The sequence below is a fragment of the Streptomyces doebereineriae genome, from assembly GCF_031845645.1.
GTDB classification, from domain to species: Bacteria; Actinomycetota; Actinomycetes; order Streptomycetales; family Streptomycetaceae; genus Streptomyces; species Streptomyces canus.
The window spans coordinates 1-23,570 of record NZ_JAVREZ010000022.1; the positions used below are offsets into that span (position 1 = coordinate 1).

21 protein-coding genes and 1 pseudogene are annotated in these 23,570 nt (G+C 70.4%); 4 read left to right on the top strand and 18 right to left on the bottom strand.

Annotated features, from left to right (window positions below; translation table 11 throughout):
- Window positions 1-829: 829 nt before the first annotated feature.
- From RNB18_RS41600 to RNB18_RS41620, 5 genes are all read right to left on the bottom strand, one after another.
- Window positions 830-3,208, bottom strand: coding sequence for an excinuclease ABC subunit UvrA (locus RNB18_RS41600; protein WP_311719306.1), 2,379 nt, complete (start codon window positions 3,206-3,208; stop codon window positions 830-832).
- A 54-nt stretch (window positions 3,209-3,262) separates the two neighbouring features.
- Complete coding sequence (locus RNB18_RS41605; RefSeq protein ID WP_311719307.1) at window positions 3,263-3,610, bottom strand: VOC family protein; 348 nt, start codon at window positions 3,608-3,610, stop codon at window positions 3,263-3,265.
- Window positions 3,611-3,664: 54 nt separating this feature from the next.
- Entirely contained in the window at window positions 3,665-4,255 is a 591-nt protein-coding gene (locus RNB18_RS41610; RefSeq protein ID WP_311719308.1) for a TetR/AcrR family transcriptional regulator, read from the bottom strand.
- Window positions 4,256-4,277: 22 nt separating this feature from the next.
- The gene (locus tag RNB18_RS41615; protein WP_311719309.1) at window positions 4,278-6,329 is read right to left on the bottom strand and encodes a galactose-binding domain-containing protein; all 2,052 of its coding nucleotides are present in this window, start codon (window positions 6,327-6,329) and stop codon (window positions 4,278-4,280) included.
- Between the two features lie 157 nt (window positions 6,330-6,486).
- Window positions 6,487-8,136 (bottom strand): cellulase family glycosylhydrolase, encoded by a 1,650-nt coding sequence (locus RNB18_RS41620; protein ID WP_311719310.1) that lies wholly within the window; start codon window positions 8,134-8,136, stop codon window positions 6,487-6,489.
- Between the two features lie 177 nt (window positions 8,137-8,313).
- Between RNB18_RS41620 and RNB18_RS41625 the strand changes: the two genes are divergently transcribed.
- Window positions 8,314-9,480 (top strand): bifunctional class I SAM-dependent methyltransferase/NUDIX hydrolase, encoded by a 1,167-nt coding sequence (locus tag RNB18_RS41625; protein WP_311719312.1) that lies wholly within the window; start codon window positions 8,314-8,316, stop codon window positions 9,478-9,480.
- 103 nt (window positions 9,481-9,583) lie between these two features.
- Here RNB18_RS41625 and RNB18_RS41630 read toward each other — a convergent pair whose 3' ends face one another.
- The 4 genes and pseudogenes from RNB18_RS41630 to RNB18_RS41645 all read right to left on the bottom strand — a co-directional run.
- Window positions 9,584-10,186, bottom strand: a complete 603-nt coding sequence (locus RNB18_RS41630) for a TetR/AcrR family transcriptional regulator (RefSeq protein ID WP_311719313.1) — start codon at window positions 10,184-10,186, stop codon at window positions 9,584-9,586.
- 192 nt (window positions 10,187-10,378) lie between these two features.
- Entirely contained in the window at window positions 10,379-11,818 is a 1,440-nt protein-coding gene (locus RNB18_RS41635; RefSeq protein ID WP_311719314.1) for a DHA2 family efflux MFS transporter permease subunit, read from the bottom strand.
- A 304-nt stretch (window positions 11,819-12,122) separates the two neighbouring features.
- Window positions 12,123-12,263: a hypothetical protein gene (locus tag RNB18_RS53910; protein WP_394817764.1), complete on the bottom strand. Its 141-nt coding sequence runs from the start codon at window positions 12,261-12,263 to the stop codon at window positions 12,123-12,125.
- An 81-nt stretch (window positions 12,264-12,344) separates the two neighbouring features.
- Window positions 12,345-12,543: pseudogene (locus RNB18_RS41645) on the bottom strand (IS1380 family transposase); the annotation flags it as partial.
- 47 nt (window positions 12,544-12,590) lie between these two features.
- Between RNB18_RS41645 and RNB18_RS41650 the strand changes: the two are divergent.
- Together RNB18_RS41650 and RNB18_RS41655 are read left to right on the top strand one after the other, a co-directional pair.
- Window positions 12,591-12,974 (top strand): DUF779 domain-containing protein, encoded by a 384-nt coding sequence (locus RNB18_RS41650; protein WP_311719315.1) that lies wholly within the window; start codon window positions 12,591-12,593, stop codon window positions 12,972-12,974.
- Between the two features lie 73 nt (window positions 12,975-13,047).
- On the top strand, window positions 13,048-14,286 hold the full coding sequence (locus tag RNB18_RS41655; protein WP_311719316.1) for a phosphodiester glycosidase family protein: 1,239 nt from the start codon (window positions 13,048-13,050) through the stop codon (window positions 14,284-14,286).
- 2 nt (window positions 14,287-14,288) lie between these two features.
- Here the strand turns inward: RNB18_RS41655 and RNB18_RS41660 are convergent, their stop codons facing one another.
- From RNB18_RS41660 to RNB18_RS41700, 9 genes are all read right to left on the bottom strand, one after another.
- On the bottom strand, window positions 14,289-14,483 hold the full coding sequence (locus tag RNB18_RS41660; RefSeq protein ID WP_062047042.1) for a hypothetical protein: 195 nt from the start codon (window positions 14,481-14,483) through the stop codon (window positions 14,289-14,291).
- 131 nt (window positions 14,484-14,614) lie between these two features.
- The gene (locus tag RNB18_RS41665; RefSeq protein ID WP_311719317.1) at window positions 14,615-15,472 is read right to left on the bottom strand and encodes a phosphatidylinositol-specific phospholipase C/glycerophosphodiester phosphodiesterase family protein; all 858 of its coding nucleotides are present in this window, start codon (window positions 15,470-15,472) and stop codon (window positions 14,615-14,617) included.
- 181 nt (window positions 15,473-15,653) lie between these two features.
- Window positions 15,654-16,736, bottom strand: a complete 1,083-nt coding sequence (locus RNB18_RS41670; protein ID WP_311719318.1) for an acyl-CoA dehydrogenase family protein — start codon at window positions 16,734-16,736, stop codon at window positions 15,654-15,656.
- Window positions 16,733-17,914 (bottom strand): acyl-CoA dehydrogenase family protein, encoded by a 1,182-nt coding sequence (locus RNB18_RS41675; RefSeq protein WP_311719319.1) that lies wholly within the window; start codon window positions 17,912-17,914, stop codon window positions 16,733-16,735. The genes RNB18_RS41670 and RNB18_RS41675 overlap by 4 nt, the downstream gene beginning before the upstream one ends.
- On the bottom strand, window positions 17,911-18,879 hold the full coding sequence (locus tag RNB18_RS41680; RefSeq protein WP_311719320.1) for an NADPH:quinone oxidoreductase family protein: 969 nt from the start codon (window positions 18,877-18,879) through the stop codon (window positions 17,911-17,913). Before RNB18_RS41680 ends, RNB18_RS41675 begins: the two co-directional genes overlap by 4 nt.
- Window positions 18,880-19,017: 138 nt before the next feature.
- The gene (locus RNB18_RS41685) at window positions 19,018-19,212 is read right to left on the bottom strand and encodes a hypothetical protein (protein ID WP_311719322.1); all 195 of its coding nucleotides are present in this window, start codon (window positions 19,210-19,212) and stop codon (window positions 19,018-19,020) included.
- A gap of 97 nt (window positions 19,213-19,309) precedes the next feature.
- Complete coding sequence (locus RNB18_RS41690; protein ID WP_311719323.1) at window positions 19,310-20,146, bottom strand: prephenate dehydratase; 837 nt, start codon at window positions 20,144-20,146, stop codon at window positions 19,310-19,312.
- A 61-nt stretch (window positions 20,147-20,207) separates the two neighbouring features.
- Window positions 20,208-21,857, bottom strand: coding sequence for a dolichyl-phosphate-mannose--protein mannosyltransferase (locus tag RNB18_RS41695; protein WP_311719324.1), 1,650 nt, complete (start codon window positions 21,855-21,857; stop codon window positions 20,208-20,210).
- A gap of 117 nt (window positions 21,858-21,974) precedes the next feature.
- The gene (locus RNB18_RS41700) at window positions 21,975-22,547 is read right to left on the bottom strand and encodes a helix-turn-helix domain-containing protein (RefSeq protein ID WP_057610640.1); all 573 of its coding nucleotides are present in this window, start codon (window positions 22,545-22,547) and stop codon (window positions 21,975-21,977) included.
- Window positions 22,548-22,611: 64 nt separating this feature from the next.
- Between RNB18_RS41700 and RNB18_RS41705 the strand changes: the two genes are divergently transcribed.
- A complete protein-coding gene (locus RNB18_RS41705; RefSeq protein WP_311719325.1) occupies window positions 22,612-23,547 on the top strand; it encodes an NAD(P)/FAD-dependent oxidoreductase in 936 nt (311 codons plus the stop codon).
- Window positions 23,548-23,570 lie beyond the last annotated feature (23 nt).

Here is a 23,570-nt window from a genome sequence, read left to right on the forward strand (position 1 = left end):
GGCAACGGCCTCCACCATGCGGTCCAGGCCGTCGCCCACATGCACAACCTCGCCTTGGCAGCATGATCAGAACAGCAGAAGCCCCGGCTTGACCTGCCCGAACACGACCTTCTGCAACACGCTTTAGGGTGCCGCCGACTCTGGGGGGGGCGCCGCCACTGGTACCGCCGTCGCCGGCACCGCCGACTCTGGGGGCGCCCCCTGGGGTGCCGCCGTCAAAGGGGACGCGCCCCTGAGACCACCGTTCTCTAGGACCGCTACCTCAGGTGCCGCCGCTACAGGGGGCGCCCCTCGAGTGCCGCCACCTCAGGGGGCCCGCTGCTGGGACCACTACCTCAGGTGCCGCCGTCAAAGGAGCCGCCGCCCCCGGGACGGCTACCTCAGGTACCGCCGTCTCCGGGACCGCCGCCCCAGGCGCCGAGGATGAAGTCAGCCAGGTGCAGCCGGGTCTCGGCAACCCTGCGGCACATGAGGGGATCCGCAGCCGCCGGGGCCGCGGGGCGACCGCCCCGGGTGCCGCCGACTCAGAGATCGCTGGCTCAGGGGACCGACGACTCAGGGACCGCTGGCTCACAGGACCGCCGCCTCAGAGATCACCACGCGAGGGGACCGCCCAGGACTGGTCCCGCGGGTTCCGGGAGGCCTCCCGGAACCCGTGGTCGTCGTCGCGAGGCACCGGCGTCGTCAGGCTCGTCCGCGACCGGACCGAGGCGCTCTGCGACCAAGGGCGCGAGGACCTGGTCAACCGCCGAGGGCGCACGGCGCCTTCGACGCCGTACGAACATCGCGCCCCCGGCCATCACCCCGTACTGCCGCGACCGCCGCCCCGTCACTCCCCCACGTAGGCCGCCAGATGCTCCGCCGTGATCGTCGACCCGGCGGCGATCAGCTCCCCCGGTGTCCCCTCGAACACGATCCGCCCGCCGTCGTGCCCCGCGCCCGGGCCGAGGTCGATGATCCAGTCGGCGTGGGCCATGACCGCCTGGTGGTGCTCGACGACGATGACGGACTTTCCGGAGTCGACCAGCCGGTCGAGCAGGCCGAGCAACTGCTCGACGTCGGCGAGGTGAAGGCCTGTGGTCGGCTCGTCGAGGATGTACACCCCGCCCTTCTCCCCCATGTGGGTCGCCAGCTTCAGCCGCTGCCGCTCACCGCCGGACAGCGTGGTGAGCGGCTGACCGAGGGTGAGATAGCCGAGCCCGACGTCGGAGAGGCGCTCGAGGATCTTGTGCGCGGCCGGCGTACGCGCCTCACCGGCCCCGAAGAACTCCTCGGCCTCCGTCACCGGCATCGCGAGCACCTCGCTGATGTCCCGCCCGCCGAGGTGGTACTCGAGGACCGACGCCTGGAACCGCTTCCCCTCGCACTCCTCGCAGGTGGTGGCGACCCCGGCCATCATCGCGAGGTCGGTGTAGACGACCCCGGCCCCGTTGCAGGTGGGGCACGCCCCCTCGGAGTTCGCACTGAACAGCGCCGGCTTCACGCCGTTGACCTTCGCGAACGCCTTGCGGATCGGTTCGAGGAGTCCGGTGTACGTCGCCGGGTTGCTGCGCCGCGAGCCACGGATCGCCCCTTGGTCCACGGACACCACCCCCTCCGCGACCGGAATCGACCCGTGCACGAGCGAGCTCTTGCCCGACCCCGCGACCCCGGTGATCACGGTCAGCATCCCCAGCGGGATGTCGACGTCGACGCTCTGGAGGTTGTGCGTGCTCGCACCTCGGATCTCCAGCGCACCGGTCGCCTTGCGGACCGTGTCCTTGAGACCGGCCCGGTCGTCGAAGTGGCGCCCGGTGACGGTGTCGCTGGTCCGCAGCCCCTCGACGGTGCCCTCGAAGCAGACCGAACCGCCCGCCGTACCGGCCCCCGGACCGAGGTCGACGACATGGTCGGCGATCGCGATCGTCTCCGGCTTGTGCTCCACGACGAGCACCGTGTTGCCCTTGTCCCGCAGGCGCAGCAGCAGGTTGTTCATGCGCTGGATGTCATGGGGGTGCAGCCCGATGGTCGGCTCGTCGAAGACGTACGTGACATCGGTGAGCGAGGACCCGAGATGCCGGATCATCTTGGTGCGCTGCGCCTCGCCGCCGGACAGCGTGCCCGAGGACCGGTCGAGGGAGAGATAGCCGAGCCCGATCTCCACGAACGAGTCGAGGGTCTCCCCCAGCGCCGTCAGCAGCGGCCCGACCGACGGCTCGTCCAGTGCCCGCACCCACTCGGCGAGGTCGCTGATCTGCATCGCGCAGGCGTCGGCGATGCTGATGCCCTTGATCTTGGAGGAGCGGGCGCCCTCGCTCAGCCGGGTGCCCTCGCACTCGGGACAGACCATGAAGGTGATCGCACGGTCCACGAACTCGCGGATGTGCGGCTGCATCGACTCGCGGTCCTTGGCGAGCATCGACTTCTGGATCCGCGGGACGAGACCCTCGTAGGTCATGTTGATGCCCGCGATCTTCATCCGGGTCGGCTCGCGGTACAGGAAGTCCTGGAGCTCCCGCTTGGTGAACCTCCGGATCGGCTTGTCCGCGTCGAAGAAGCCGGACTCGCTGTAGAGGCGGTAGTTCCAGCCGCCGGCCTTGTAGCCCGGGATGGTCATCGCGCCCTCGGCGAGCGACTTGGAGTCGTCGTAGAGCTGGGTGAGATCGATGTCGTTGACCGTGCCCCGGCCCTCGCAGCGCGGGCACATGCCGCCGACGATGCTGAAGCTGCGGCGCTCCTTCACGGTCTGTCCGCCGCGCTCCATGGTCACCGCGCCCGCCCCGCTGATAGAGGCGACGTTGAAGGAGAACGCCTTGGGCGAGCCGATGTGCGGGGTCCCGAGTCTGCTGAACAGGATCCGCAGCATCGCGTTGGTGTCGGTGACGGTGCCCACGGTGGAGCGCGGGTCGCCGCCGAGGCGCTGCTGGTCGACGGTGATGGCGGTGGTCAGTCCGTCGAGGACGTCGACCTCGGGCCGTGCCAGGGTCGTCATGAAGCCCTGCACGAAGGCGCTGTAGGTCTCGTTGATCAACCGCTGCGACTCGGCGGCGATGGTGTCGAACACCAGCGAGCTCTTGCCGGAGCCGGAGACTCCGGTGAAGACCGTGAGCCGGCGCTTCGGGATCTCGATGCTGACGTCCTTGAGGTTGTTCTCGCGCGCCCCGTGCACGCGGATCAGGTCATGGCTGTCGGCAGCGTGCTGCGCGCCCGTCCTCGTGGCCTTGCTCATGGTGACTTGTCCTCCCGTTTCGACAGCTTCGAACACTATGTCGACGCGCACGCCTCAGCGCAGCTCCTGAACGCGGATCATGTTGCCCGCGGGGTCGAGGAAGGCGCAGTCCCGAATGCCGTACGGCTGCTCGATCGGCTCCTGGATCACCTCTGCGCGGGCCTGGAGCCGCTCGAAGACGGAGTCGAGGTCGGGGGTGGCGAGCAGGAGCTCGGGGTCGTCGCCCGCCGGGTGCAGCACGACCGAGGTCTCGGCCTGCCCAGCGGGCCCGACCGTGAGCCGGCGCGTCCCTCCGCGGCCCACGTCACCGCGGACCTCGAAGCCCAGCACGTCCCGGTAGAAGGCCAGGGACGCCTCCGGGTCGTCGTGCGGGAGGAAGCTCGCCCGAATCGTGATGTCCATGGCCGTCACGCTAGCCACGGCCCGCGGCCCGCGCTTCTCGAATCCTGACCGGTCTCAGCGCACCAGGCCCGCGATGTGCGCCGTGACCGTTTCGAGGATGTCCGCCCAGGCGGCCGCGTCACCGAGGACGAGGTAGTTCAGGGTGAGCCCGTCGGTCATGGCCGCGAGGTAGCGGGCCAGCACGGAGACGGGCACCCGCAGCTGCAGATCCATGTCCCGGCGCAGCTGCTCGATGAGCTCGGCGTAGGCCTCGCCGTACAGCTCGTACTGGCGCCTGGCCAGGTGCTCGAATCCCGGCTCGCGCAGGGCGTACTGGGTGAGCTCATAGGTGAGCATGTGCGCCTCGGGGTGGGCGCGGACATGGTCCCAGTACGCCCGGAACCCGGCGGCGACGGTCTCCTCCAGGGTGTCCCGGGGGCGCAGCGCCTCCTTGACCACGGTGACGGAGTGGTCGGTGAGGGTCGTGATGACGGCCTCGAGCAGGGCCTGCTTGGAGTCGAAGCAGTAGTGGAAGACGCTGAGGGACACGCCGGCCTCGGCGGCGATGGACCGGGTCGTCGTCTTCGCGACGCCGTCCCGGGCCATCGCCCTGATCGCGGCCTCGGTCAGCTGCCGGCGCCGCTCGGCCGACGGCATACGTGCCATGCGTGTCCCCCGTTGTCGTACGTCAGGCGCTGTGGACGCCGACCTCGTTGAGCGAGTATCCCCAGTCGGTGCCGCGGTCGAGGCCGTGGACGCGCACGTAACGGGCCGGAGTTCCGGTGAACTTGGCGGTGTCCAGGCCGCCGTCCCCGGAGGTGGTCGACCAGACGGTCTGCCAGTTCGCCCCGTCGGTCGAGAGCTCGATCCGGTACGACTTCCCGTACGCCCGCTCCCAGTCGAGCGTGACCTTGGAGACCCGGTTCGTGGAGCCCAGGTCGACCTGCCACCACTGGTCGTCGCTCCAGTCGCTCGCCCAGCGGCTGGAGTCGTCGCCGTCCACGGCCCGCCCCGGCTGATAGCTGGTGAACGGGTTGGACTCGGACGAACTGGCCGTGGCCGTCTTCCCCTTGGCGAGATCGACGGATGCCTGGTGCTGCTCGGAAGCGCCCCAGGTGCCGAGGTAGGACTCGGCGCCCCGGAAGAGGTCGTCCACCACGCCCTGGCCGCCGACGAGCCGGATGTCCTCGATCCAGTCCGGGATCATGCCGACATGGGCGGCCCCGTCGGTGTTGAAGTCGAAGGTGCGCTGCCCGGAGGTCTGCTTGTCGATGACCGAGCCGCCGTCGACACTCTTGAAGGGGTACGTCACCTTGTTCGCGGCGTCCGCTCCGCGCGGTGCGGGGTGGTCGCCGATGCCGTTGAAGTCGGTGCCGTAGCCGTAGCCCACGTCGTACTTCGCGCGCAGCGCGTCGGTGCGCTTCGCCTCCGCGGCGAATCCTTCGGAGCCGTGCATGTACTGGGCGACGAAGCCGCCGAGCGAGTAGACCCGCTCGGTCCAGTTGAGATCCATCCAGCTGTGCGACGAGAGCACGCCGGGGTAGTTCGCGGCCTCGAAGATGTCGAGGACCTGACCGGTGGCCTTGACGCTCATGTGGTCGATCTCGAGCATCATCTTGCGTTTCATCATGCCGCGCACGGCGTACTCGCCGAGATCGGTGAGCCCGCGGACATTGCACTGCGCGGCCTTGTCGTACTCCGGGACCTCGGTGCCGGCCGGCAGGTCGTCCTCCGCCTCGGAGGCCGCCGTACCGATGGGGTTGTCGTGCTGCGGCCCCTTGCAGGTTTCGGTCTTCCAGAAGGTGCCGGTGGACAGGAACTGCCCGACGTTGATGGCGGTTCCGAGTCCGCCCTCGTCGAAGCGGACACCGCACAGGGCGTTGTCGAACTTGTGGCACAGGAACATGGAGCGCACGCCCAGGCCGTACAGCTCGTCGAGCCCCTTGTCGATGTCCGCCTTGCTGCACTGCCCGATGTCGAGGATCTGCTTGCAGCCGAACGGCTCGGAGGTCTCCACACCGAGAACGACCGCCAACTTGCCCTGCTGGATGACCTGTCGGGCCTGCGCACTGTCGGTGACGATCCGGAACCAGCCCTTGCCGGTGCCGCCGTACATCTTGTCGATGAAGGCCTGGAGGTCGTACGTCATCCTGGCCTGCAGGCGGATCGAGGTCATCTCGTCACAACTGCGGTCCTTGAAAGGGTAGATGGAGCAGATCATGCCGTTGGTGACGAGGTCGTTGACCAGCACCCGCTGCCCACCGCGCCAGGCGCGCTCCACCCAGGCGTAGTAGTTGGCCTGGTGGGTCATGGAGTCGTACGCCGGCCAGTCCTTGAAAGAGGGCCAGCCCACCGGGTCGTGCTTGCCGTCGCCGCCGTGGGTGATGTAGTCGAACAGCGCGAGGGTGCCGTCGGGGTAATGCTCGGGACAGTCCTTGAGCGCGTCGGCGACTCCGGACTCGGAGAACACCTTGCCGCAGATCAGCCGGCCGCCGAAGGCCTCGTTGGAGAAGAGGTGGTTGTGGGCGTCGATGAACCCGTTCACCTCGCCCGCGGAGTCGGTGCCGGTGAAGGGCGCTCCCGTCACGTTGATCTGGGCGTCGGGGGTGGGCCTGGCCGTCGGTGTCCACCAGTCGGTGGCCGCCGAACTCGGCGTGGGGCCCAGGATCGTGGCCAGCACCAGGAAGAGCAGGGAGGTGATGGTGATGTTCTTGCGTCGGCGGCAGGTGCGTCCGGCCATGGCCCACGTCCCTCGGTCGGCGGGAGGCGCCGTCGACCGAGGGCGTTTTGACTGCCCTTGGAATTGTCATGACCGGCGCAATAGATGCGTCGAGGATCGCGACTGAGCACGTTCCGAGTCAAGAGTCCGGGACAGTTGACCTGATACCTCGAAGACATCAACCGTTCACGCAGGCCGCCCCGTTGAGTGTGAAGGCGGTGGGTGCGGTGTTCGTGGCGCCCTTGCTGCCGATGAAGCCGACGGTGACCGAGCCTCCGGCCGGGATCGTGTTGGTGTAGGAGGCCGGGGTGACGGTCACCGAGCCACCGCTCTGCGCGGGGGTCCCGCCCCACATGTTGGAGACGGTCTGCCCGTTGGCGAAGGTGAAGGCGAGCTTCCAGCCGCTGACGGCGGACGTGCCGGTGTTGCGGATGGCGATCTCGCCCTGGAAACCGCCCTGCCACTCGCCGACCACGCGGTAGCCGACGGAGCAGCTCCCGGCCGGTGTGTCGGCGGTGGTGACGCTCACCGTCGCCGAGCGGGCCGACCGGTTACCGGCCGCGTCACGGGCGTAAACGGCGAAGGAGTACGCCGTGTTGGCGGTCAGGCCCGTCACGGTCACCGAGTTCGCCGTCGAGGCCGCGACCTTCGTCTCGGTGCCACCGCTGACCCGGACGACGTCGTACCCGGCCACGCCAACGTTGTCAGTGGACGCCGTCCAGGACAGGTTCGCGGAGGTCGCCGTCACCGCCGAGGCGGTCGGGGTGCCGGGAGCGGTGGGGGCCTGGGTGTCACTGGAACCGCCGCCGAAGACGGTGGCTTCCTTGGCGGTCTGCGCGATGCCGTTGGCGCCGGTGAAGATGCGCTGACCCCATGAAGTCATCTGCGCCGGATCGAAGTTGAGCACGAGGTCGAGGATCGGGTCGGTGTTGCCGCTCCAGGACCAGGCCAGGTAGCCGATGTCGAGCTGCTCGGCGGTGGCCATCATGGTGTCCTCGTCCGGATCGCCCCACTGGTCGGCGGGGCCGCCGAACTCCCCGATCAGGATGGGCAGTTTGGCGCTGACGAAAGCGTTGAGATAGTCGGTGATCTCCGCCGCGGTGTCGAAGACGCTGTACATGTGGATCGAGAAGATCAGGTTGCCGGTGGTGTCGGCGGCGTAGACGCTCTGGGCGTTGGTGCGCATGACTTGCTGCCAGTCCTGGCCCCAGTTGGGAGCGTCCACCATGATCGTGTGCTCGAAACCGGCGTTGCGGAGCTTCTGGATCGCGGCGATCGTCGGGGCGGTCCAGCCGGCGGGGTCGGTGTTGCCCCAGGGCTCGTTGCCGATGTTGATGACGATGTAGTTCTCCTGGCCGGCGAGCACGTCTTTGAGGCCGATCCAGTAGTCGGCGGCCTGGTCGAGCGTGCCGGCCGCGCTCTCCTCGCCGTATCCGGTGGTGTCGTGCACCTCCAGGACGCAGATGAGCCGGTTGGCCTTGCACTGGGCGATGACGTTGGCCACGTCCGAGGCGCTGTTCGCGGTCCAGCGGTGGCCGTCGGCGAGGACCACCCGGACGGTGTTGGCGCCCTGCGCCTTGATGTCGGCCAGCGACCCCAGTTCGTTCGGGTACCAGGTGTGGGCGTGGTTGACGCCACGCATGACGAAGTCGTTGCCGTTGCCTTCGACCAGGCGGCCGTCGCTGATGTGCAGACCAGCAGCCTTGGTGCCGGGCTCCTCGGCGGCCTGGGCCACGCTCGGAGAGAGGGCGCCGAGCACCACCAGTCCGATGAAGGCGGCCAGTGCGGCCCATAACGGGCTCAGGGGACTCTTTCTTGTTCTTCTCACTGCGGCTCCAGGGGTGGGTGAGGCAGTCGGAAGGAGTATGGGAGCGCTCCCATAGAAGCCACTCTGCCAAGTACACGTCAAGACAAGGGACGGAAATGGGCGGCGCCCCTCGGCAACTCGGCGGGCCCGGCGCTCGCATAGGGTTCCGATCCTCGACCACCGCATCCGGGAGGCACATTGACCACGCGACCCGGCGGCCCCGACGCCGTCAACACCGAGGCCTGGCACGCCTACGGCGACCACCATCTGCGGCGCGGCACGGTCCTGCCGGAGCTGGAGCGGTTCGACTGGGGACACCGGGACACCGGGCCGGGCGCCGAGATTCTCGGCGAGCTCGCCGGGCGGCGCGTGCTGGACCTCGGGTGCGGCCCGGCCCGGCACGCGGCGCATCTCGTCCGGGCGTACGGCGCCTCGGTGGACGCGGTCGACTCCTCCCCCACGCAGCACGAACGCGCCCTCGCGCGCTACGGCTCCCTGCCGGGACTACGCCTGATCAGGGCGGACGCCGTCGAGCACCTCGGCACGGCACAGCCGTACGACGTCGTCTACTCCGTCAACGCGGTGCCCTACATCGATCCCCGCCGGCTGCTGCCGGCCCTCGCCGCAGCGCTCCGGCCCGGCGGGACGCTGTGCTTCACCGTGCTGCACACCAACTCCCTGGGCGAGGGTCCCTCTTCGGTCGTCGAGTCCCGGCCCGAGATCCTGCGGCTCGCCGGGGGCGGAGAGGTCGCCGTGCGGATGTGGGTGCTGACTCCGGGACTCTGGACGGACCTGCTCGGCGAGCACGGTCTGCGGGTCGAGGGGATCGACGTCCTCGACGCGCCGGAGGAGGGCAACCACGCCTCCTACCGGATCTTCCGGGCGACTCGGCCGGTCCGGGTCTCCTCCCGCCCACGCGGCAGCCGCCCTCCGGTCCCGCACGCGGCGATCGGTGTCGGTGCCATCCTGTACGGCCCTCGCGGACTGCTTCTCGGCCGGCACCGGCGCGGGACCTGGGAGTTGCCGGGCGGCACGGTGGAGCCCGGGGAGTCGCTGGCGGAGACGGTCGTGCGCGAACTCCGCGAGGAGACCGGCATCGAGGCCCGCCCCACGGACGTCCGGCTGCTGGGCACGCTCCTCGACGACGTGGAGGGCGTGGTGCGGATGACCGTGGCCGCCCGGGTCACCGCCTGGCGGGGCGAGCCCTCGGACCAGCCCGACGAACGCGTCGGCGACTGGCGCTGGTTCGCCCTGGACCGGCTGCCGGAGAACATGTTCGTGTGCAGCGCCCAGGGCCTGACCGCATGGCGCCCGGACCTGCCGATCGACCACACTCCGGCCCACTTCACGCCGTACGCCGGTTAGGGGCCCCGTGCTGAAGCAGCCGGCTCGCATCAACATCAGACGCCCGCTAATGGCGCGCACGGCTCGCCAGAAGCGGAAGGCGTTGTCGTTCGCGGATGCCTGGCTATGAGGTCAACCGCCGTACGAGGTCGACCCAAGTGGCCTGTAGGCGTGTGGTGGGCACTCCGTGCTCCTCGCGCAGGTGGTCCGCCGATTCGAAGCTCAAGAAGGCGAGCAGGGCATGGGCGAGCATGTCGTGGTCGCTGTCAAGGCCCATCTGGCAAAGGAGAGTTGAGATGTGGCTGTGGAACGACCGGCCGCTGCCCGAGGCGGCGCGGCGTGCGTAGGGAACCTGACGCCCCAGGGCGGCGCCCAGGTCCGCATCGTTGGCGATGCGTCCGAGGAGGGCGCAGCCGAACGACGCCAGCCGGTCCGCCGCAGGTGCTCCGGGTCCCAGCGGAGGAGGACCTGCGGTATACGCCTCCTGGAACTCCGCCTCGGCTTCGTCGAGGAGGGCGAGCAGGAGGCCGTCGCGGTCGCCGAACCGGCGAAAGAGCGTCCCCTTTCCCACGCCGGCAGCTTCGGCGACCTCCCGCATCGTCACATGCTCGGGCCCCCCTTCGGCGACCAGCAGCGCCGCCGCTTCCAGCAACCGAGCACGGTTGCGGGCGGCATCCGATCTCTCGGCGGTGACTCCGACCGATGCGCTGCCGGGTGTCTCCGTCACGATTCACTCCGTGGTGGGATGGGTGGTCAGGGGTGTGCGCAACACGGGCTCGATGGCATGGGCCTTGTCCGCCGTCCCGGTCACGCTGATCACGGCGGAGGCGCCGCGCCTGCCGTCCGTAGGACTGGCGGCGCCTCCTTCTTGCAGCCACCGGACGTCGGTGTGGTTCCGTGCTGAACGCCCTGTGGAAGTTCAGAGGGCGGCCGGGGCGGCGGTCGAGAGGTCGGCAGCCAGGCCGTCGGCCTTGCGCCGGCGGGGCATCAGCAGTGCGACGGCGGCGGCGAGGGCGACCGCGCCGGCTCCGACCCAGAGCGCCGGGATCAGTCCGTCCACGAACTGTGACGCGGATCCGTAGCCGCCCTGGGCGGAGAAGACCGCGGCCAGCGTTGCGACGCCGATGGCGCCGCCGACCTCGCGGATGGCGTTGTTGGCGCCGGAGGCGATGCCCTGCTCCTCCGGGCGGACGGTGCTCATGACGAGGTTGGCGCTGGGAGCGAAGAACATGCCCAGGCCGATGCCGCAGACGATCAGTGCGGGCAGCAGGTGGGTGTAGGCGACGTGGGGCTCGACGGTGATGGCCCAGAGGCCGAGGCCCACCGCGTTCAGGGCCATGCCCGCTGTGACGACGGGTGCGCCGCCGATGCGGTCGGACAGTGCCCCGGCGAGCGGTCCGGCGATCATGGGCATGGCGGTCCAGGGCAGCATCCGCACGCCGGCCTGCATCGGCGAGTAGCCGCCGACGGTCTGCAGGTACTGGCTGAGCAGGAAGATCGACCCGAACATGCCCAGCAGCATCAGCAGGCTGGCGGCGTTGATGGCGCTGAAGGAGCGAATGCGGAACAGGCGCATCGGCAGCATCGGGTGCTTGGCGCGCAGTTCGTACAGGACGAAGCCGACCAGCAGGGCCGTACCGGCGAAGAAGCCGCCCAGCACCGTGGCGCTGCTCCAGCCGTCGGTGTTGCCGCGTACCAGGGCGTAGACGATGCCGAACAGACCGCCGCTGGCCAGAACGGTGCCGACGAGGTCGAGGGTCGGGTTCGGGCCGTGGCTCTCGTTCAGGCGCAGCAGGGCGAGCGGGATCAGCGCCAGACCGAGGGGGACGTTCACCCAGAAAATCCACTGCCAGGACAGGTTTTCGGTGAGTGCGCCGCCGATGAGCGGTCCGGTGGCGACGGCTATGCCGCTGGCCGCGCCCCAGACACCCAGGGCAGCGCCACGCCGCTCGGCGGGGACGGCGGCCGACAGCAGGGTGAGCGTCAGCGGTGTCACGATCGCGGACCCGACGCCCTGCGCCGCCCGCGCGGCGATCAGTTCACCCATCCCCGGTGCGAGTGCGGCCGCGGCCGAGGACGTGGTGAAGATCCCGAGCCCGATGGCGAACAGTCTCCGGCGGCCGAAGCGGTCACCCAGCGAAGCACCGAACATCAGCAGGACCGCGAAGGTGAGGGTGTAGGCGCTCACCGTCCACTCGAGGTCCTCAAGTCCGCCACCGAGATCCTCACGGATCGAGGGGAGAGCGGTCGTGACGATCAGGTTGTCCAGCGCGGTGATGAACCCGGCCGCGCTGGTGATGACCACGGCCCAGACGGCACTGCCGCTTCGGGCGGGCCGCTGGCGTTGCTGCTGTGACATGACTTTCCTATGTCAGACGGAACGAGTGACGGATCAACAGAGGGCATGGCCGTCGCCATGTCGTCCTCCTGCGGTGGGGCGCGCGCAGCGATCACGCCCGACGCTACGGGCGGAAGGCTGGAAGCGGATCTGTCACCGCATCTGTCATCGAGTGGCTGAATGCCGGGGATGGCACGGCGGTTGCCGACGCCGGTCACGCTTGGCCAGGGTGGCTCGCTCGGTCTTTGTGCCGGACCGAAAGGATGACGGCAGGCGCGTCCGGAGGCCGATGGAGCTGCCCGCGCTGCCGATGTTCCGTGGCTCGTCACCCTGCGTCGGCGACGGCAGCGTGTACGACGGCACCCATGGGCAGGCCAAGGGCGTCCGCGGCGAGCTGAGCGGCTGTCACGTCACGGACGTACGTGCAACGGGTGCGCTGCATGGTGTTGCCGCCGATGGTGGCCATACGCAGGCCCCGCGTTCGGTGACGGTCACGTCCCGCAGCGGCAGACCGCTGATGTCGACGAGCATGTCGGGGCGTCCGGCGTGCCGACGCGAGCGCGACATCCAGCAGGATCCTGCCCGGATCGTGCACTGTCCGCGGCTTGCGCCACGGCACCAGCGCCGCCGATATCGCCGTATCGAGACCGTGCTTTGCGGATCGTCTCGACCAGCAGCACGGCCACGGCGTGCGAGACGACGACGCGACCGCCGCCCTCGACGCGGGCACGCGGGTTGGACCCGATGGGCGTGCAACCCCCTCGCAACCTTCGCCGTGCTGCACTCGACGACCATGGACGAGGATTCCGCACGTGCCGTGTACGACGAGGTGCCGCGTGTCGAGCTCACTCGCGCGGCCGCCGAGCTGCTGCTCCGGTTGCGCGAGGCGCACGGGCCGCTGATGTTCCACCAGTCCGGCGGCTGCTGCGACGGCAGCGCGCCGATGTGCTACCCGGCGGGCGAGTTCCGCACCGGCGGCTCGGACGTGCTGCTCGCCGAACTGGACGTGCCGGGGGTCGAGGAGCCGGTGACGTTCTGGATGTCGAGGAGCCAGTACGCGGTGTGGAGCCACACCCGGCTGATCGTGGACGTCGTCCAGGGCCGGGGCAGCGGGTTCTCGCTGGAGGCACCCGAGGGGGTACGTTTCCTCATCCGTTCGCGTGTGGTCGGCGCATAGCTCCCCTCTTTCATCGCTGTCTGATGCACTCTTCCTGAGTCCTGGAACAGTTGACGAGACATCAGGGAGAGCTGTGACGCATCGTCAAAGACGTCTCGGCGCAGGCAGATCGGTACTGACGTTTCTCGCGGCACTCGGCACGCTGGCCGGTGCGGCCCTGGTGGGGGCGGCACCGGCCGGCGCCGCGCAGGGGTGGACGCGGCTCGCGACCGGCGTGCAGTACGAGGAGTTCGACATCGACGCGGCCGCGGGAGTGACGCACGCCCATGTGATCGGCGTGGACCTGAGCGATCCGGGGGTGCGACTGGAGCTGTTGTATCCGGGAGCGGTGGCCGCGCGGGCCACGGTGTCCCGGCTGGCCACCGCGCAGGGCGCGCTGGCGGGGGTGAACGGCGACTTCTTCAACATCTCGGAGACCCAGCACCCGGGTGTCGAGGCCACCGGCGCGAGTGTGGGCCCGGCGATCGCACAGGGCCGCGCGCTCAAGGCGGCGGTGCCGAAAGGTCAGCGCTTCGGGCCCGCACTGCCGTCCGGCACCAGCACCAAGGACGTGTTCGGCGTGGGCACCGACGGTCTGGCCCGCCTCGACGACCTGGCGCTCGACGGGTCGGTGCGGACGCCCGAGGGACAGCTGCCGCTCGGCGGGCTGAACCAGTACGCGCTGCCGGTGGGCTCGGTCGGGGCGTTCACCTCGGACTGGGGCCGCGCCTCCCGGGTGCGGTCGACCTGCGGGACGGACACGGATCGGGCCGCACCGTGCAGTACGGACACCTACGAGGTGACGGTCCGCGCCGGGAAGGTCGTGTCCACCGCAGACACCCCGGGCAGCGGAGCGATCGCCGCCGGCACCACTGTGCTCGTGGGCCGGGAGGCGGGCGCACAGCGCCTGCGGAAGCTGTCCGTCGGCGCGGCGGTGACGGTGCGGCACCAACTGGTCGCGGCCTCGGCGAAGCTCCCGTACCGCTTCGCGCTCGGTGGCTACCCGGTGCTCGACGACGGCCTCCCGCTTCCCGGCCTCGACGACTCGGCGTCGGCCGTGCGCACGGCCGTGGGTGTCGCGGACGGCGGACGGCGGCTGTATCTCCTCGCCCTGGACGGGGCTCCCGACTATCGCAGTGGGCTGACGATCGCCGAAGTGGCGGAGACCATGCGGACGTTGGGCGCCGTCGACGCTTTCAGCCTGGACGGCGGGGGGTCCACGACCATGGCCGCCCGGATGCCGGGCACGAGCTCCGTCACCGCCCTCAACCACCCCTCCGGCGGCGCCGAGCGGCCCGTACCGAACGGCATCGGGGTCTTCTCCACGGGCTGAGGTCAGGGGCGCAGACTGCTGACGATGTCGGCCGTCGCCGTGAGGCCGCTGTGGATGGTGGGCGCGATGCTCGTGCCGGCGAGCAGGAAGCCGAACAGCGCGCACACCAGCGCGTGGGAGACCTTGAGTCCGCCGCTGCGCAGGAAGATCACCGCCAGGATCAGCAGCAGCACCACTAGAGAAATGGAAATCGCCATGGACAGCCTCCTCCGCCACGCCGCCAGGTCCGTTTTGCGGCGTTCGGCCGTAAGTGTGGCGTAGCGGAGGGTTCGTCCGGGCGGCTGCGGTGTCCGCCGAACGAGTGGTGTCCGTGACTGTCCCGAGGCGCCTATCGGTGGGCGTCCAGGAAGGCCTCCAGGCCGGCCAGGTCGTCGGTGTTGAGGTGGTCGACGCCGGCGGCGCGTAGCTCGGCCCACAGCGCGTCCCGGGCGGGGCCCGCGAGGTCCGGGGTGGCCCAGAACCGCACCTTCTGCCCGCGCGCGTGGGCCTGCTGGACGAGGGTCCGCAGCTTCTGCCGCTCGGCGTCGGGGAAGACTCCCTCGCCGAGCCAGGTGAAGTTGAGCGTCCAGTTGTCGCTGATCAGCGGGATGAGGGAAGCGGGCGCCGAGGTGCCGAGGTCGGTGAGCCGGCCGTCGTAGAACGCCCGGCGCACGGTCTGGGCCTCCATCGGGACACGGGCGGCGCGGTCGCCGGAGACCACGGCGGTCACCGGCCCGGGGACGACCTTGCCGTGCACGTACGTCGTGAACAGGTGCCTGTGGCGCCGCAGATGGCGGTCGAGTTCGAGGTAGGTCGAGGACCCCTCGGTCTTGATGTCGACGAGCAGTTGCAGGGGGCGGCGGTAACCCCGGTACACCGACCCGTGGTTGGCCTTGACGATCCTGGCCAGCGGGTCGAGGTAGAGGGACTCGAGGGTGCGCGTCGGGTCGAGGTCGTCCACGGTGTGGCCGATGAGGAGCTGGTCGCCGACGAGGAAGATGTCGGCCTCGACGCTGCCGAAACGGTGGTCGAGGGCGTCGAGGAGGGGGCGCGGGTGCTCGTAGTCGTTGTGGGCGTGGGCGCGCCACAACGGACGGGGGCGGTGCCTCTGGCTGTCGGCCCATGCGCTGCCGACGGGCGGGGCGAGCGTCGCCGCCACCGTGGCGCCGAGGGTGGTGAGGGCTCTGCGACGAGTGATGAGGGCCATGTTCTGCCTCCCTGTGGGGCGGGTCCAAACCACAGGGAGTATGGGGCACTTCGGCCCTCAATGAACCTGTACATGCCAGGAGTTGGCCGGACTGCCGTCCCTCGTTCACTCCTTCCGCGCGGGCGCACGGAAAAGCCCGCCCCAGGTGGGGCGGGCTTCACCGGCGTTCACCGGGTGACGCTCAAGGTGCCTGGAGGTCGACGAGTTCGGCCAACCGGGCGCGATGCGCGCCCGCCGTGCCGTAGGCGATCGAGTCGGCCTTGGCCCGCTTCAGATACAGGTGCACCGGGTGCTCCCACGTCATGCCGATCCCCGCGTGCAGCTGGAGCGCCTCCTCGGCGGCGTGCACCGCGACGGCCGCCGCGTAGGCCTGCGCGACGGCGACCGCCACGTCGGCGTCCTCGCCCGTCGCGAGCGCGTCGGCCGCGTTCCGGGCGGCGGCACGGAGGTTGACGACCTCCAGCCACAACTGGGCGAGCCGGTGCTTGAGCGCCTGGAACCCGCCGACGGGCCGGTTGAACTGCTTGCGCTCCTTGAGGTAGCGCACCGTCTCGGTCAACGTCCAGTCGGCGAGCCCGAGTTGCTCGGAGGCGAGCAGTCCGGCCCCGGCCCGGAGCGCGCGGTGCACGGCGACTTCGGCGTCGCCCAGCAGGCGGCCCCGCGCCCCGTCGAGGGTGACGGTCGCGAGCGGACGGGTCAGGTCGAAGGAGACCTGCGGAGTGACGGTCGCGGAGGTGGCGTCCACCGCGTACAGCCCGCCGTCGTCCGCGGGCACGAGCAGCACGTCGGCCGCCTGAGCGTCCGCGATCGCCGTCAACTCCCCGTGCAGGGTGCCGCCTTCGTGGCGTACGACCTTGTAGGCGCCGCCCGGAGCGACACTCAGGGAGACGGCGAGGGCGCCGATCTTGCGCCCGGACGCGAGCTCGGAGAGGAGCTCGTCGGCGTCGCAGGCGAGCAGGGCCTCGGTGGCGACGACCGCGCTGGTGAGATAGGGCACAGGAGCGACCGCGCGACCCAACTCCTCCAGGACTACGGCGACTTCGCGGTGCGTGGCGCCCTGACCGCCCTTGTCCTCGGGCACCAGGAGTCCCGCGAGGCCCATGCCGTCGGCGAGGGCCTTCCAGGCCGCGAGGTCGTGCGGGGTGTCCGACTCGGTGCGGGCGATCACACCCGGCGCGTCGCAATGGTCGGCGAGGAGGTCCCGTACGGCGGCCCGCAGCGCCTCTTCCTCCTCCGAGTACAGCAGGTCGGGCTGTGCGCTCATCGGGCCAGGTCCTTCCACGCGACGTCCTTGTCGGTACGCGGCTCGGCCGGCAGGCCCAGGACGCGCTCGGCGACGATGTTCAGCAGGACCTCGGTGGTCCCGCCCTCGATGCTGTTGCCCTTGGAGCGCAGGTAGCGGTAGCCGGCGTCGCGGCCGGTGAAGTCCACCAGCTCCGGGCGTCGCATGGTCCAGTCGTCGTACAACAGGCCCTCTTCGCCGCGTAGTTCGACCTCCAGGCCGCTGATCTCCTGGTTGAGGCGGGCGAAGGCGAGCTTCATGCCGGCACCCTCGGGTCCCGGCTGTCCGGCGACGAGCTGCTGGCGCAGACGCTCGGCGGTGAGGCGGGCGACCTCGGAGTCGACCCAGAGCTTCAGCAGGCGCTGGTGCAGGTCCTGGGTGCGCAGTTCGGGGCGCTCGCGCCAGGTCTTCGAGACCGGGCCGATCATGCCGCCCTCGCGGGGCAGCCGCATGCCGCCGATCGCGACGCGCTCGTTGTTCAGTGTGGTCTGCGCGACCCTCCAGCCGTCGCCGACCTCGCCGAGCCGGCAGCTGTCGGGGATGCGGACGTCGGTGAGGAAGACCTCGTTGAACTCCGCCTCGCCGGTGATCTGGCGCAGCGGCCGCACCTCGACACCCGGGTCGGTCATGTCGCAGAGGAAGTAGGTGATGCCCGCGTGCTTGGGCACGTCCGGGTCGGTGCGGGCGATGAGGATGGCCCAGCGGGAGTTGTGGGCGCCGGACGTCCACACCTTCTGCCCGTTGACCACCCAGCTGTCGCCCTCGCGCACGGCCCGGGTGCCGAGCGCGGCGAGGTCGGATCCGGCGCCGGGCTCGCTGAACAGCTGGCACCAGACCTCCTCCCCCACCCACAGGGGCCGCAGGAAGCGCTCCTTCTGCTCCTCGGTGCCGTACCTGAGGATCGTCGGCGCCGCCATGCCGAGGCCGATGCCGTTGCGCCGCGGGTCGTTGTCGGGAGCGCCCGCGGCCTCCAACTCGGCGTCCACGACAGCCTGGAGGGAGCGGGGCGCGTTCAGTCCGCCGAGGCCCTCCGGATAGTGCACCCAGGCGAGCCCCGCGTCGAAGCGGGCCTTGAGGAAGTCGAGCCGGTCCGTGGCCGCGGGCGATTGTGCGGCCAGCAACTCGGCGGTGCGGCGCTTGAGTTCGGCTGCGTCGGTCATGCCTGTGCTCCCGTGGGTACGACGGCGATCCGGCCGGTGGTCACCCCGTCGCCGAGGCGCTGCACGGCGTCCGCGGCCCCGGCGAGCGGCACCCGCTCGCTGACCAGCGGCTTGATCGCACCCCGGGCGGCCAGTTCGGTGAGCTGCTCGTGGCAGTGCTGGACCAGCTTCGGATTCTTGGTGTTGTACAGGCCCCAGTGCAGGCCCAGGATCGCGTAGTTCTTCACCAGGGCGTGGTTGAGACCGGGGCTGGGGATGGTCCCGCTGGCGAAGCCGACGACCACGATCCGCCCTTCGAAGGCGACGACCTTGGTCGACTGCGTGTAGGCCTCGCCGCCCACGGGGTCGTAGATCACATCCGCGCCCCGGCCCCCGGTGGCCTCCTTCACGACGGCGACGACGTCCTCGCTCCGCCGGTCGACCACCACGTCACAGCCCAGCTCCCGGGCGACGGCCGCCTTCTCGGCACCGCCGACGACACCGATGACGGTGGCCCCGGCCGCCTTCCCGAGCTGCACGGCCGCGCTGCCGACCCCTCCTGCGGCAGCGTGGACGAGCAGCGTCTCACCGGCCTCCAGGCGAGCCCGCCGGTGCAGCCCGAACCAGCCCGTCTGGTAGCCGATGTGCAGGGCGGCGGCCTCGGCGTCGTCCAGCGAGTCGGGCGCGGACAGCAGAGCGGAGGCGTCGGCGACGGCGTACTCGGCGAAACCGCCGTACGGCAGCACGGGGTTGGCGATCACGCGCCGCCCGTCCTCGGTCTCGCCGCAGATCTCCACGCCCGGCGTGAAGGGCAGCGGCGGGCGTACCTGGTAGTGGCCGCGGCACATCAGCACGTCCGGGAAGTTGATGTTCGCGGCGCGCACCTTCAGCAGGACCTGGCCGTCACCGGGAACGGGCTGCGCCACGTCCGCGAGGCGCATCACCTCGCTCGGCTCGCCGTTCTCGTGCACTTGCCAAGCCTGCATGGGGGGCCTCCACGGGACTGCGTCGTCATGCCGGGGTCTGACCGGGGTTCTCCGCATACTAAGCGGTCGCTTGCCGATCAGGGAACAGCCCGCCGGAGAAAGTCTCCGCATACCGATGCAACTGGGAGTCGGTTGCTTCTACAGCCCGAGGTCGAGGGCGAGGCATGAGTAGTACTTCCAGTTGCCCTCGGGACCGCACGACGCGTTCGCCCCGCCACCCGGGGCGGACTCCACGCCTTCCGTCATGTCCTCGAAGCGGATGCGCTCGGGGAGGCTGCCGTAGCGCTGGTGCCGTGCCGCCGCACCGGCGTCCAGGGTGACGTCCTTGCTCATGGCCGTTCTCCACTTCGTCGGAGGACGACCAGCGTGCGCGCGCAGCGCGTCACCTGTCAAGGCGGTGACGCCACGGCCGGCGCCCGTCCGACGCCCTTCAGTGCTCCAGCCGGTGCGGATGCGAGGGATACACGCCCAGAATGCGTACCTCTGTGGAGAAGAACCCCAGTTCGTGCAGGGCGAGGGCGACGTGCTGCTCGTCGGGGTGGCCCTCGATCTCGGCGTAGAAGCGACTGGCGTTCAGCCCCGCGCCGATCTGATAGCTCTCGATCTTCGTGAGGTTCACCCCGCTGGTGGCGAACCCGCCGAGCGCCTTGAAGAGCGCGCTGGGGATGTTGCGCACGGAGAAGAACAGGCTCGTCATCGTCGGTTCCCCGGTGTGCGGGGCCACGGCCGCCTCCCGGGACAGGACGACGAAACGGGTGGTGTTGTCCGGGTCGTCCTCGACCCCGGAGCGCAGCACGTCGAGACCGTACAGCCCGGCCGCGGCGGGCGGGGCGAGCGCCGCGTGCCGCGGATCCGCCAGCTCGGCCACCTCGCGCGCCGCTCCGGCCGTGTCGTCGGTGACGAGGGTGCGCCAGCCCCCCTCCCGCAGCACCTTGCGGCACTGCCCGAGGGCATGCACATGGCTGCGCACGCACTCCACCTGATCCGGTGCCGCCCCGGGCACGCCCATCAGGTCGAAGCGGATGGCGAGAAAGTGCTCGGCGATGATGAACAGCCCCGACTCGGGCAGCAGATGATGGACGTCGGCCACCCGTCCGGCCGCGGAGTTGTCCACCGGGATCACGGCGACGTCGGCGGTGCCGAGCGTCACCGCGTCCAGAGCCTGCTCGAAACTCGTGCAGGGCTGCTCGGCGCACCCGGGGTACAGGGTGTGCGCGGCGGTCGCCGAGTTGGATCCGGGTTCACCTTGGTAAGCGACGGTCGTCACGGGGTTCGTTCTCTTGTCGTCGGGCGGCAGAAGCTCCGTAACGTACCAGGGACGCTCCGTCTCAGATCCAGGTGTCCAGCCACATCCTGGAGTGCCAGTCGGCGTACGGGATCGTCTCCCCGGTGTAGAGCGGGAAGAAGTAGATGAAGTTCCAGACGATGAGCAGGACGAGGGCGCCCGCGGTCACCGCGCCCAGTGCGCGCCGTCTGCGGTCCGCCCCCGGTGGCCCCAGGATCGCGCCCACCGTCATCGCCACGGCCAGGCACAGGTACGGCACGAAGACGACAGCGTAGAAGGAGAAGACCGTACGGTCCTGGTACAGGAACCAGGGCAGGTACCCCGCGCCCACCGCGCACAGGACGGCGCCGGCCCGCCAGTCGCGGCGCAGCGCCCAGCGGAAGAGCAGGTAGAGCAGGGCGCCGCACGCCGCCCACCACAGGAGCGGTGTGCCGAGGGCGAGGACGGTCCGGGAGCAGTCGACCGACGTGGTGCAGCCCTCCTGGCCGGGTTTCGGCGACTGGTAGTCGAACAGCACGGGTCGGCCCTGGACCAGCCAACTCCAGGGGCTCGACTGGTACTTGTGCGGGGTGTGCAGCCCCACGTTGAAGTCGTACACGAGGTACTCGTAGTGCCACAGGCTGCGGAGCGGGGCGGGGATCCATGACCAGGTGCCGCCGCGGCCGTCGGCCCAGTGGCGTCCGTAGCCGTCGTCGGACAGGAACCAGCCGGTCCAGGTGGCCAGATAGGTCGTCAACGCGACCGGGACCAGGGACAGGACCGACGGGCCGAGGTCCTTGCGCAGCACCGCCCGGTAGGGGTCGCCGGCCCCGGCCACGCGGCGGGAGCCGACATCCCACAGCACCGTCAGGAGCACGAAGAAGACCAGCACGTACAGGCCGTTCCACTTGGTGGAGGCCGCCAGCCCGAGGAAGACACCGGCGGCGAGCCGCCAGGGACGCGGGCCGGTTCCGGTGTGCTCGGCGGTGTGCTCGTCCGGGCGCGAGCAGCCGTCCTCGCCGACCGGCAGAGCTGCCGCGAGCCGGCCGCGTGCGTGGTCACGGTCGACCAGCAGGCAGCCGAACGCCGCCAGGACGAAGAACATGACGACGAGGTCCAGCAGGGCGGTACGGCTCATCACCACATGCAGACCGTCCACCGCGAGGAGCGCGCCGGCCAGACAGCCCAGCAGTGTCGAACGGAACAGACGGCGTCCGATGCGGCACAGCATGAGCACCGACAGGGTGCCCAGGGCCGCCGTCATGAAGCGCCAGCCGAACGGGGTGAGACCGAACATCCACTCGCCGAGGGCGATCACCCACTTGCCCGTCGGCGGGTGCGCGACGAACGCCCCCGTGTCGGAGAGCGAGACGACCTGGGGGTGGGCGAGGATCTGCGGGTCGGCGATCTTCCGGTCCGGCCAATTGCCCTCATAGCCGAGGCGCAGCAGGGACCAGGCGTCCTTGGCGTAGTAGGTCTCGTCGAAGACCACGGCCCGCGGCCGGCCGAGGTGCCGAAAACGGATCGCCCCGGCCAGGACGGCGACGAGCACCGGCCCCAGCCAGTCCCACACCGACGGCTTCGGAAAGCGCGGAACGAGACGCTCGCGGAGGTCGGTTCCCGGCCGGGCCGTGTACCCGAATCGGCGGAGGCGCGCCTGCCAGTCGCGGGGCGCTGTCGTCGGACGGGTGCCGACGACGGGGGAACGGGTCACGTCGGTCACCGGGCAGCCTGCCCTGCCGCGGAGTGTGGCCGGGGCGATATCTCGTGCATCCGGTGAACCTACCTGCGTGATCGTCCAGTTGCCCCCGACGAGAGGGAGAACGCCCGCTCACGCCTTCCGGGGACGCGCCCGTACATGCATCCGCTCCCCCTGAGGCCCGAACAGGCTGAGGAACTCGGCCGGCCCCTCCCCCGTCGACCCGAACCAGTGCGGCACCCGGGTGTCGAACTCCGCCGCCTCGCCCGCACTCATGATCACGTCGTGCTCGCCCAGCACCACCCTCAGCCGCCCCGCCAGGACGTACAGCCACTCGTAGCCCTCGTGGGTGCGCAGCTCCGGCTCCTCGTCGCGGCGCGGCACCAGCACCTTGAAGGCCTGAAGGCCGCCTGGCTGCCGGGTGAGCGGCCAGAAGGTGCGTCCGTGCCGTTCGAGCGGTGCGGACCGCACCCGGGGATCGCCGACCGGCGGGGCGCCGACGAGTTCGTCGAGCGGCACCTGGTGGGCCTGGGCGATCGGCAGCAGCAGCTCCAGGCTGGGCTTGCGCAGGCCGGACTCCAGCCGGGAGAGCGTGCTCACGGAGATGCCCGTCGTCTCCGAGAGCGCCGCGAGGGTCACCTCCCGGTCCTTCCGCAGCCGCCTGAGCCTGGGTCCCACTTCGGCGAGAACGTCGTCGGTACTCATACCCGTATTGCAGAATCGGCAAAGTTGTTTGTCAATCCCGCGTCCGCGGAGCGACCGTGGCGGCATGACCGAGACATACGACGAGACATACGAAGTGATCGTGATCGGAGGCGGCGCGGCAGGCCTGTCCGCCGCCCTCGTCCTGGGCCGGGCCCGGCGTCACACCCTGGTCGTCGACGCGGGCGAACCACGCAACTCGCCCGCCGCGCACATGCAGGGCTTTCTCACCCGGGACGGCATGCCGCCCGCCGAGTTCCTGTCGATCGGGCGCGAGGAGATCAAGGGGTACGGCGTCGAGCTGGTCCGGGACCGGGTGGTCGAGGTCGCCCCCGGCTTCGCCGTGACCCTGGCGAGCGGGCGGGTGCTCAGGGCCCGTCGCCTCGTCGTCGCGACCGGCCTCAAGGACGAGCTCCCGGAGGTGCCCGGCGTCGCGGCGCGCTTCGGCAAGGACGTCCTGCACTGCCCCTACTGCCACGGCTGGGAGGTCCGCGACCAGGCCTTCGGCGTGCTCGCCACGACCCCGCTCAGCGTGCACCAGGCGCTGATGGTCTCCCAGTGGTCGAAGGACGTGATCCTCTTCCTGCACACGGTCGCCGAGTCCGAGCTCTCGGACGACGATCTGCGCAGGCTGGCCGCGGCCGGCGTCGGCGTGGTGCCCGGCGAGGTCGCCGAGCTGGTCGTGACGGACGACCGGCTCACCGCCGTACGGCTGGCGGACGGCACGACGCACGCACGCGAGGTCGTCTTCACCGCGCCCCGGGCCGTCCCGCAGAACGGCCTGCTGCAGCGGCTCGGAGCCGAGCTCCAGGAGACGCCTTTCGGCAGCTACCCCGTGGTCGACGGGAACTGGCAGACGACCGTGCCCGGTGTGTACGCCGTGGGCAACGCGGCCGGATTCGGGGAGCAGGTGATCAACGCGGCGAGCGCCGGATACCGGGCGGCGGCCACGATCAACGGGGAGCTCCTGATGAGCGACCTCGACGCGGCCGTAGGGGCATAGTCGGGGTGCGGTCGGGGTGTGGA

Bases quoted from the DNA above. Each gene is read 5' to 3' on its own strand.
- RNB18_RS41600 (WP_311719306.1), bottom strand. From the start codon at position 3,208: ATGAGCAAGGCCACGAGGACGGGCGCGCAGCACGCTGCCGACAGCCAT.
- RNB18_RS41605 (WP_311719307.1), bottom strand. From the start codon at position 3,610: ATGGACATCACGATTCGGGCGAGCTTCCTCCCGCACGACGACCCGGAG.
- RNB18_RS41610 (WP_311719308.1), bottom strand. From the start codon at position 4,255: ATGGCACGTATGCCGTCGGCCGAGCGGCGCCGGCAGCTGACCGAGGCC.
- RNB18_RS41615 (WP_311719309.1), bottom strand. From the start codon at position 6,329: ATGGCCGGACGCACCTGCCGCCGACGCAAGAACATCACCATCACCTCC.
- RNB18_RS41635 (WP_311719314.1), bottom strand. From the start codon at position 11,818: ATGTCACAGCAGCAACGCCAGCGGCCCGCCCGAAGCGGCAGTGCCGTC.
- RNB18_RS53910 (WP_394817764.1), bottom strand. From the start codon at position 12,263: ATGGCCACCATCGGCGGCAACACCATGCAGCGCACCCGTTGCACGTAC.
- RNB18_RS41650 (WP_311719315.1), top strand. From the start codon at position 12,591: ATGGACGAGGATTCCGCACGTGCCGTGTACGACGAGGTGCCGCGTGTC.
- RNB18_RS41660 (WP_062047042.1), bottom strand. From the start codon at position 14,483: ATGGCGATTTCCATTTCTCTAGTGGTGCTGCTGCTGATCCTGGCGGTG.
- RNB18_RS41665 (WP_311719317.1), bottom strand. From the start codon at position 15,472: ATGGCCCTCATCACTCGTCGCAGAGCCCTCACCACCCTCGGCGCCACG.
- RNB18_RS41670 (WP_311719318.1), bottom strand. From the start codon at position 16,736: ATGAGCGCACAGCCCGACCTGCTGTACTCGGAGGAGGAAGAGGCGCTG.
- RNB18_RS41675 (WP_311719319.1), bottom strand. From the start codon at position 17,914: ATGACCGACGCAGCCGAACTCAAGCGCCGCACCGCCGAGTTGCTGGCC.
- RNB18_RS41680 (WP_311719320.1), bottom strand. From the start codon at position 18,879: ATGCAGGCTTGGCAAGTGCACGAGAACGGCGAGCCGAGCGAGGTGATG.
- RNB18_RS41685 (WP_311719322.1), bottom strand. From the start codon at position 19,212: ATGAGCAAGGACGTCACCCTGGACGCCGGTGCGGCGGCACGGCACCAG.
- RNB18_RS41700 (WP_057610640.1), bottom strand. From the start codon at position 22,547: ATGAGTACCGACGACGTTCTCGCCGAAGTGGGACCCAGGCTCAGGCGG.
- RNB18_RS41705 (WP_311719325.1), top strand. From the start codon at position 22,612: ATGACCGAGACATACGACGAGACATACGAAGTGATCGTGATCGGAGGC.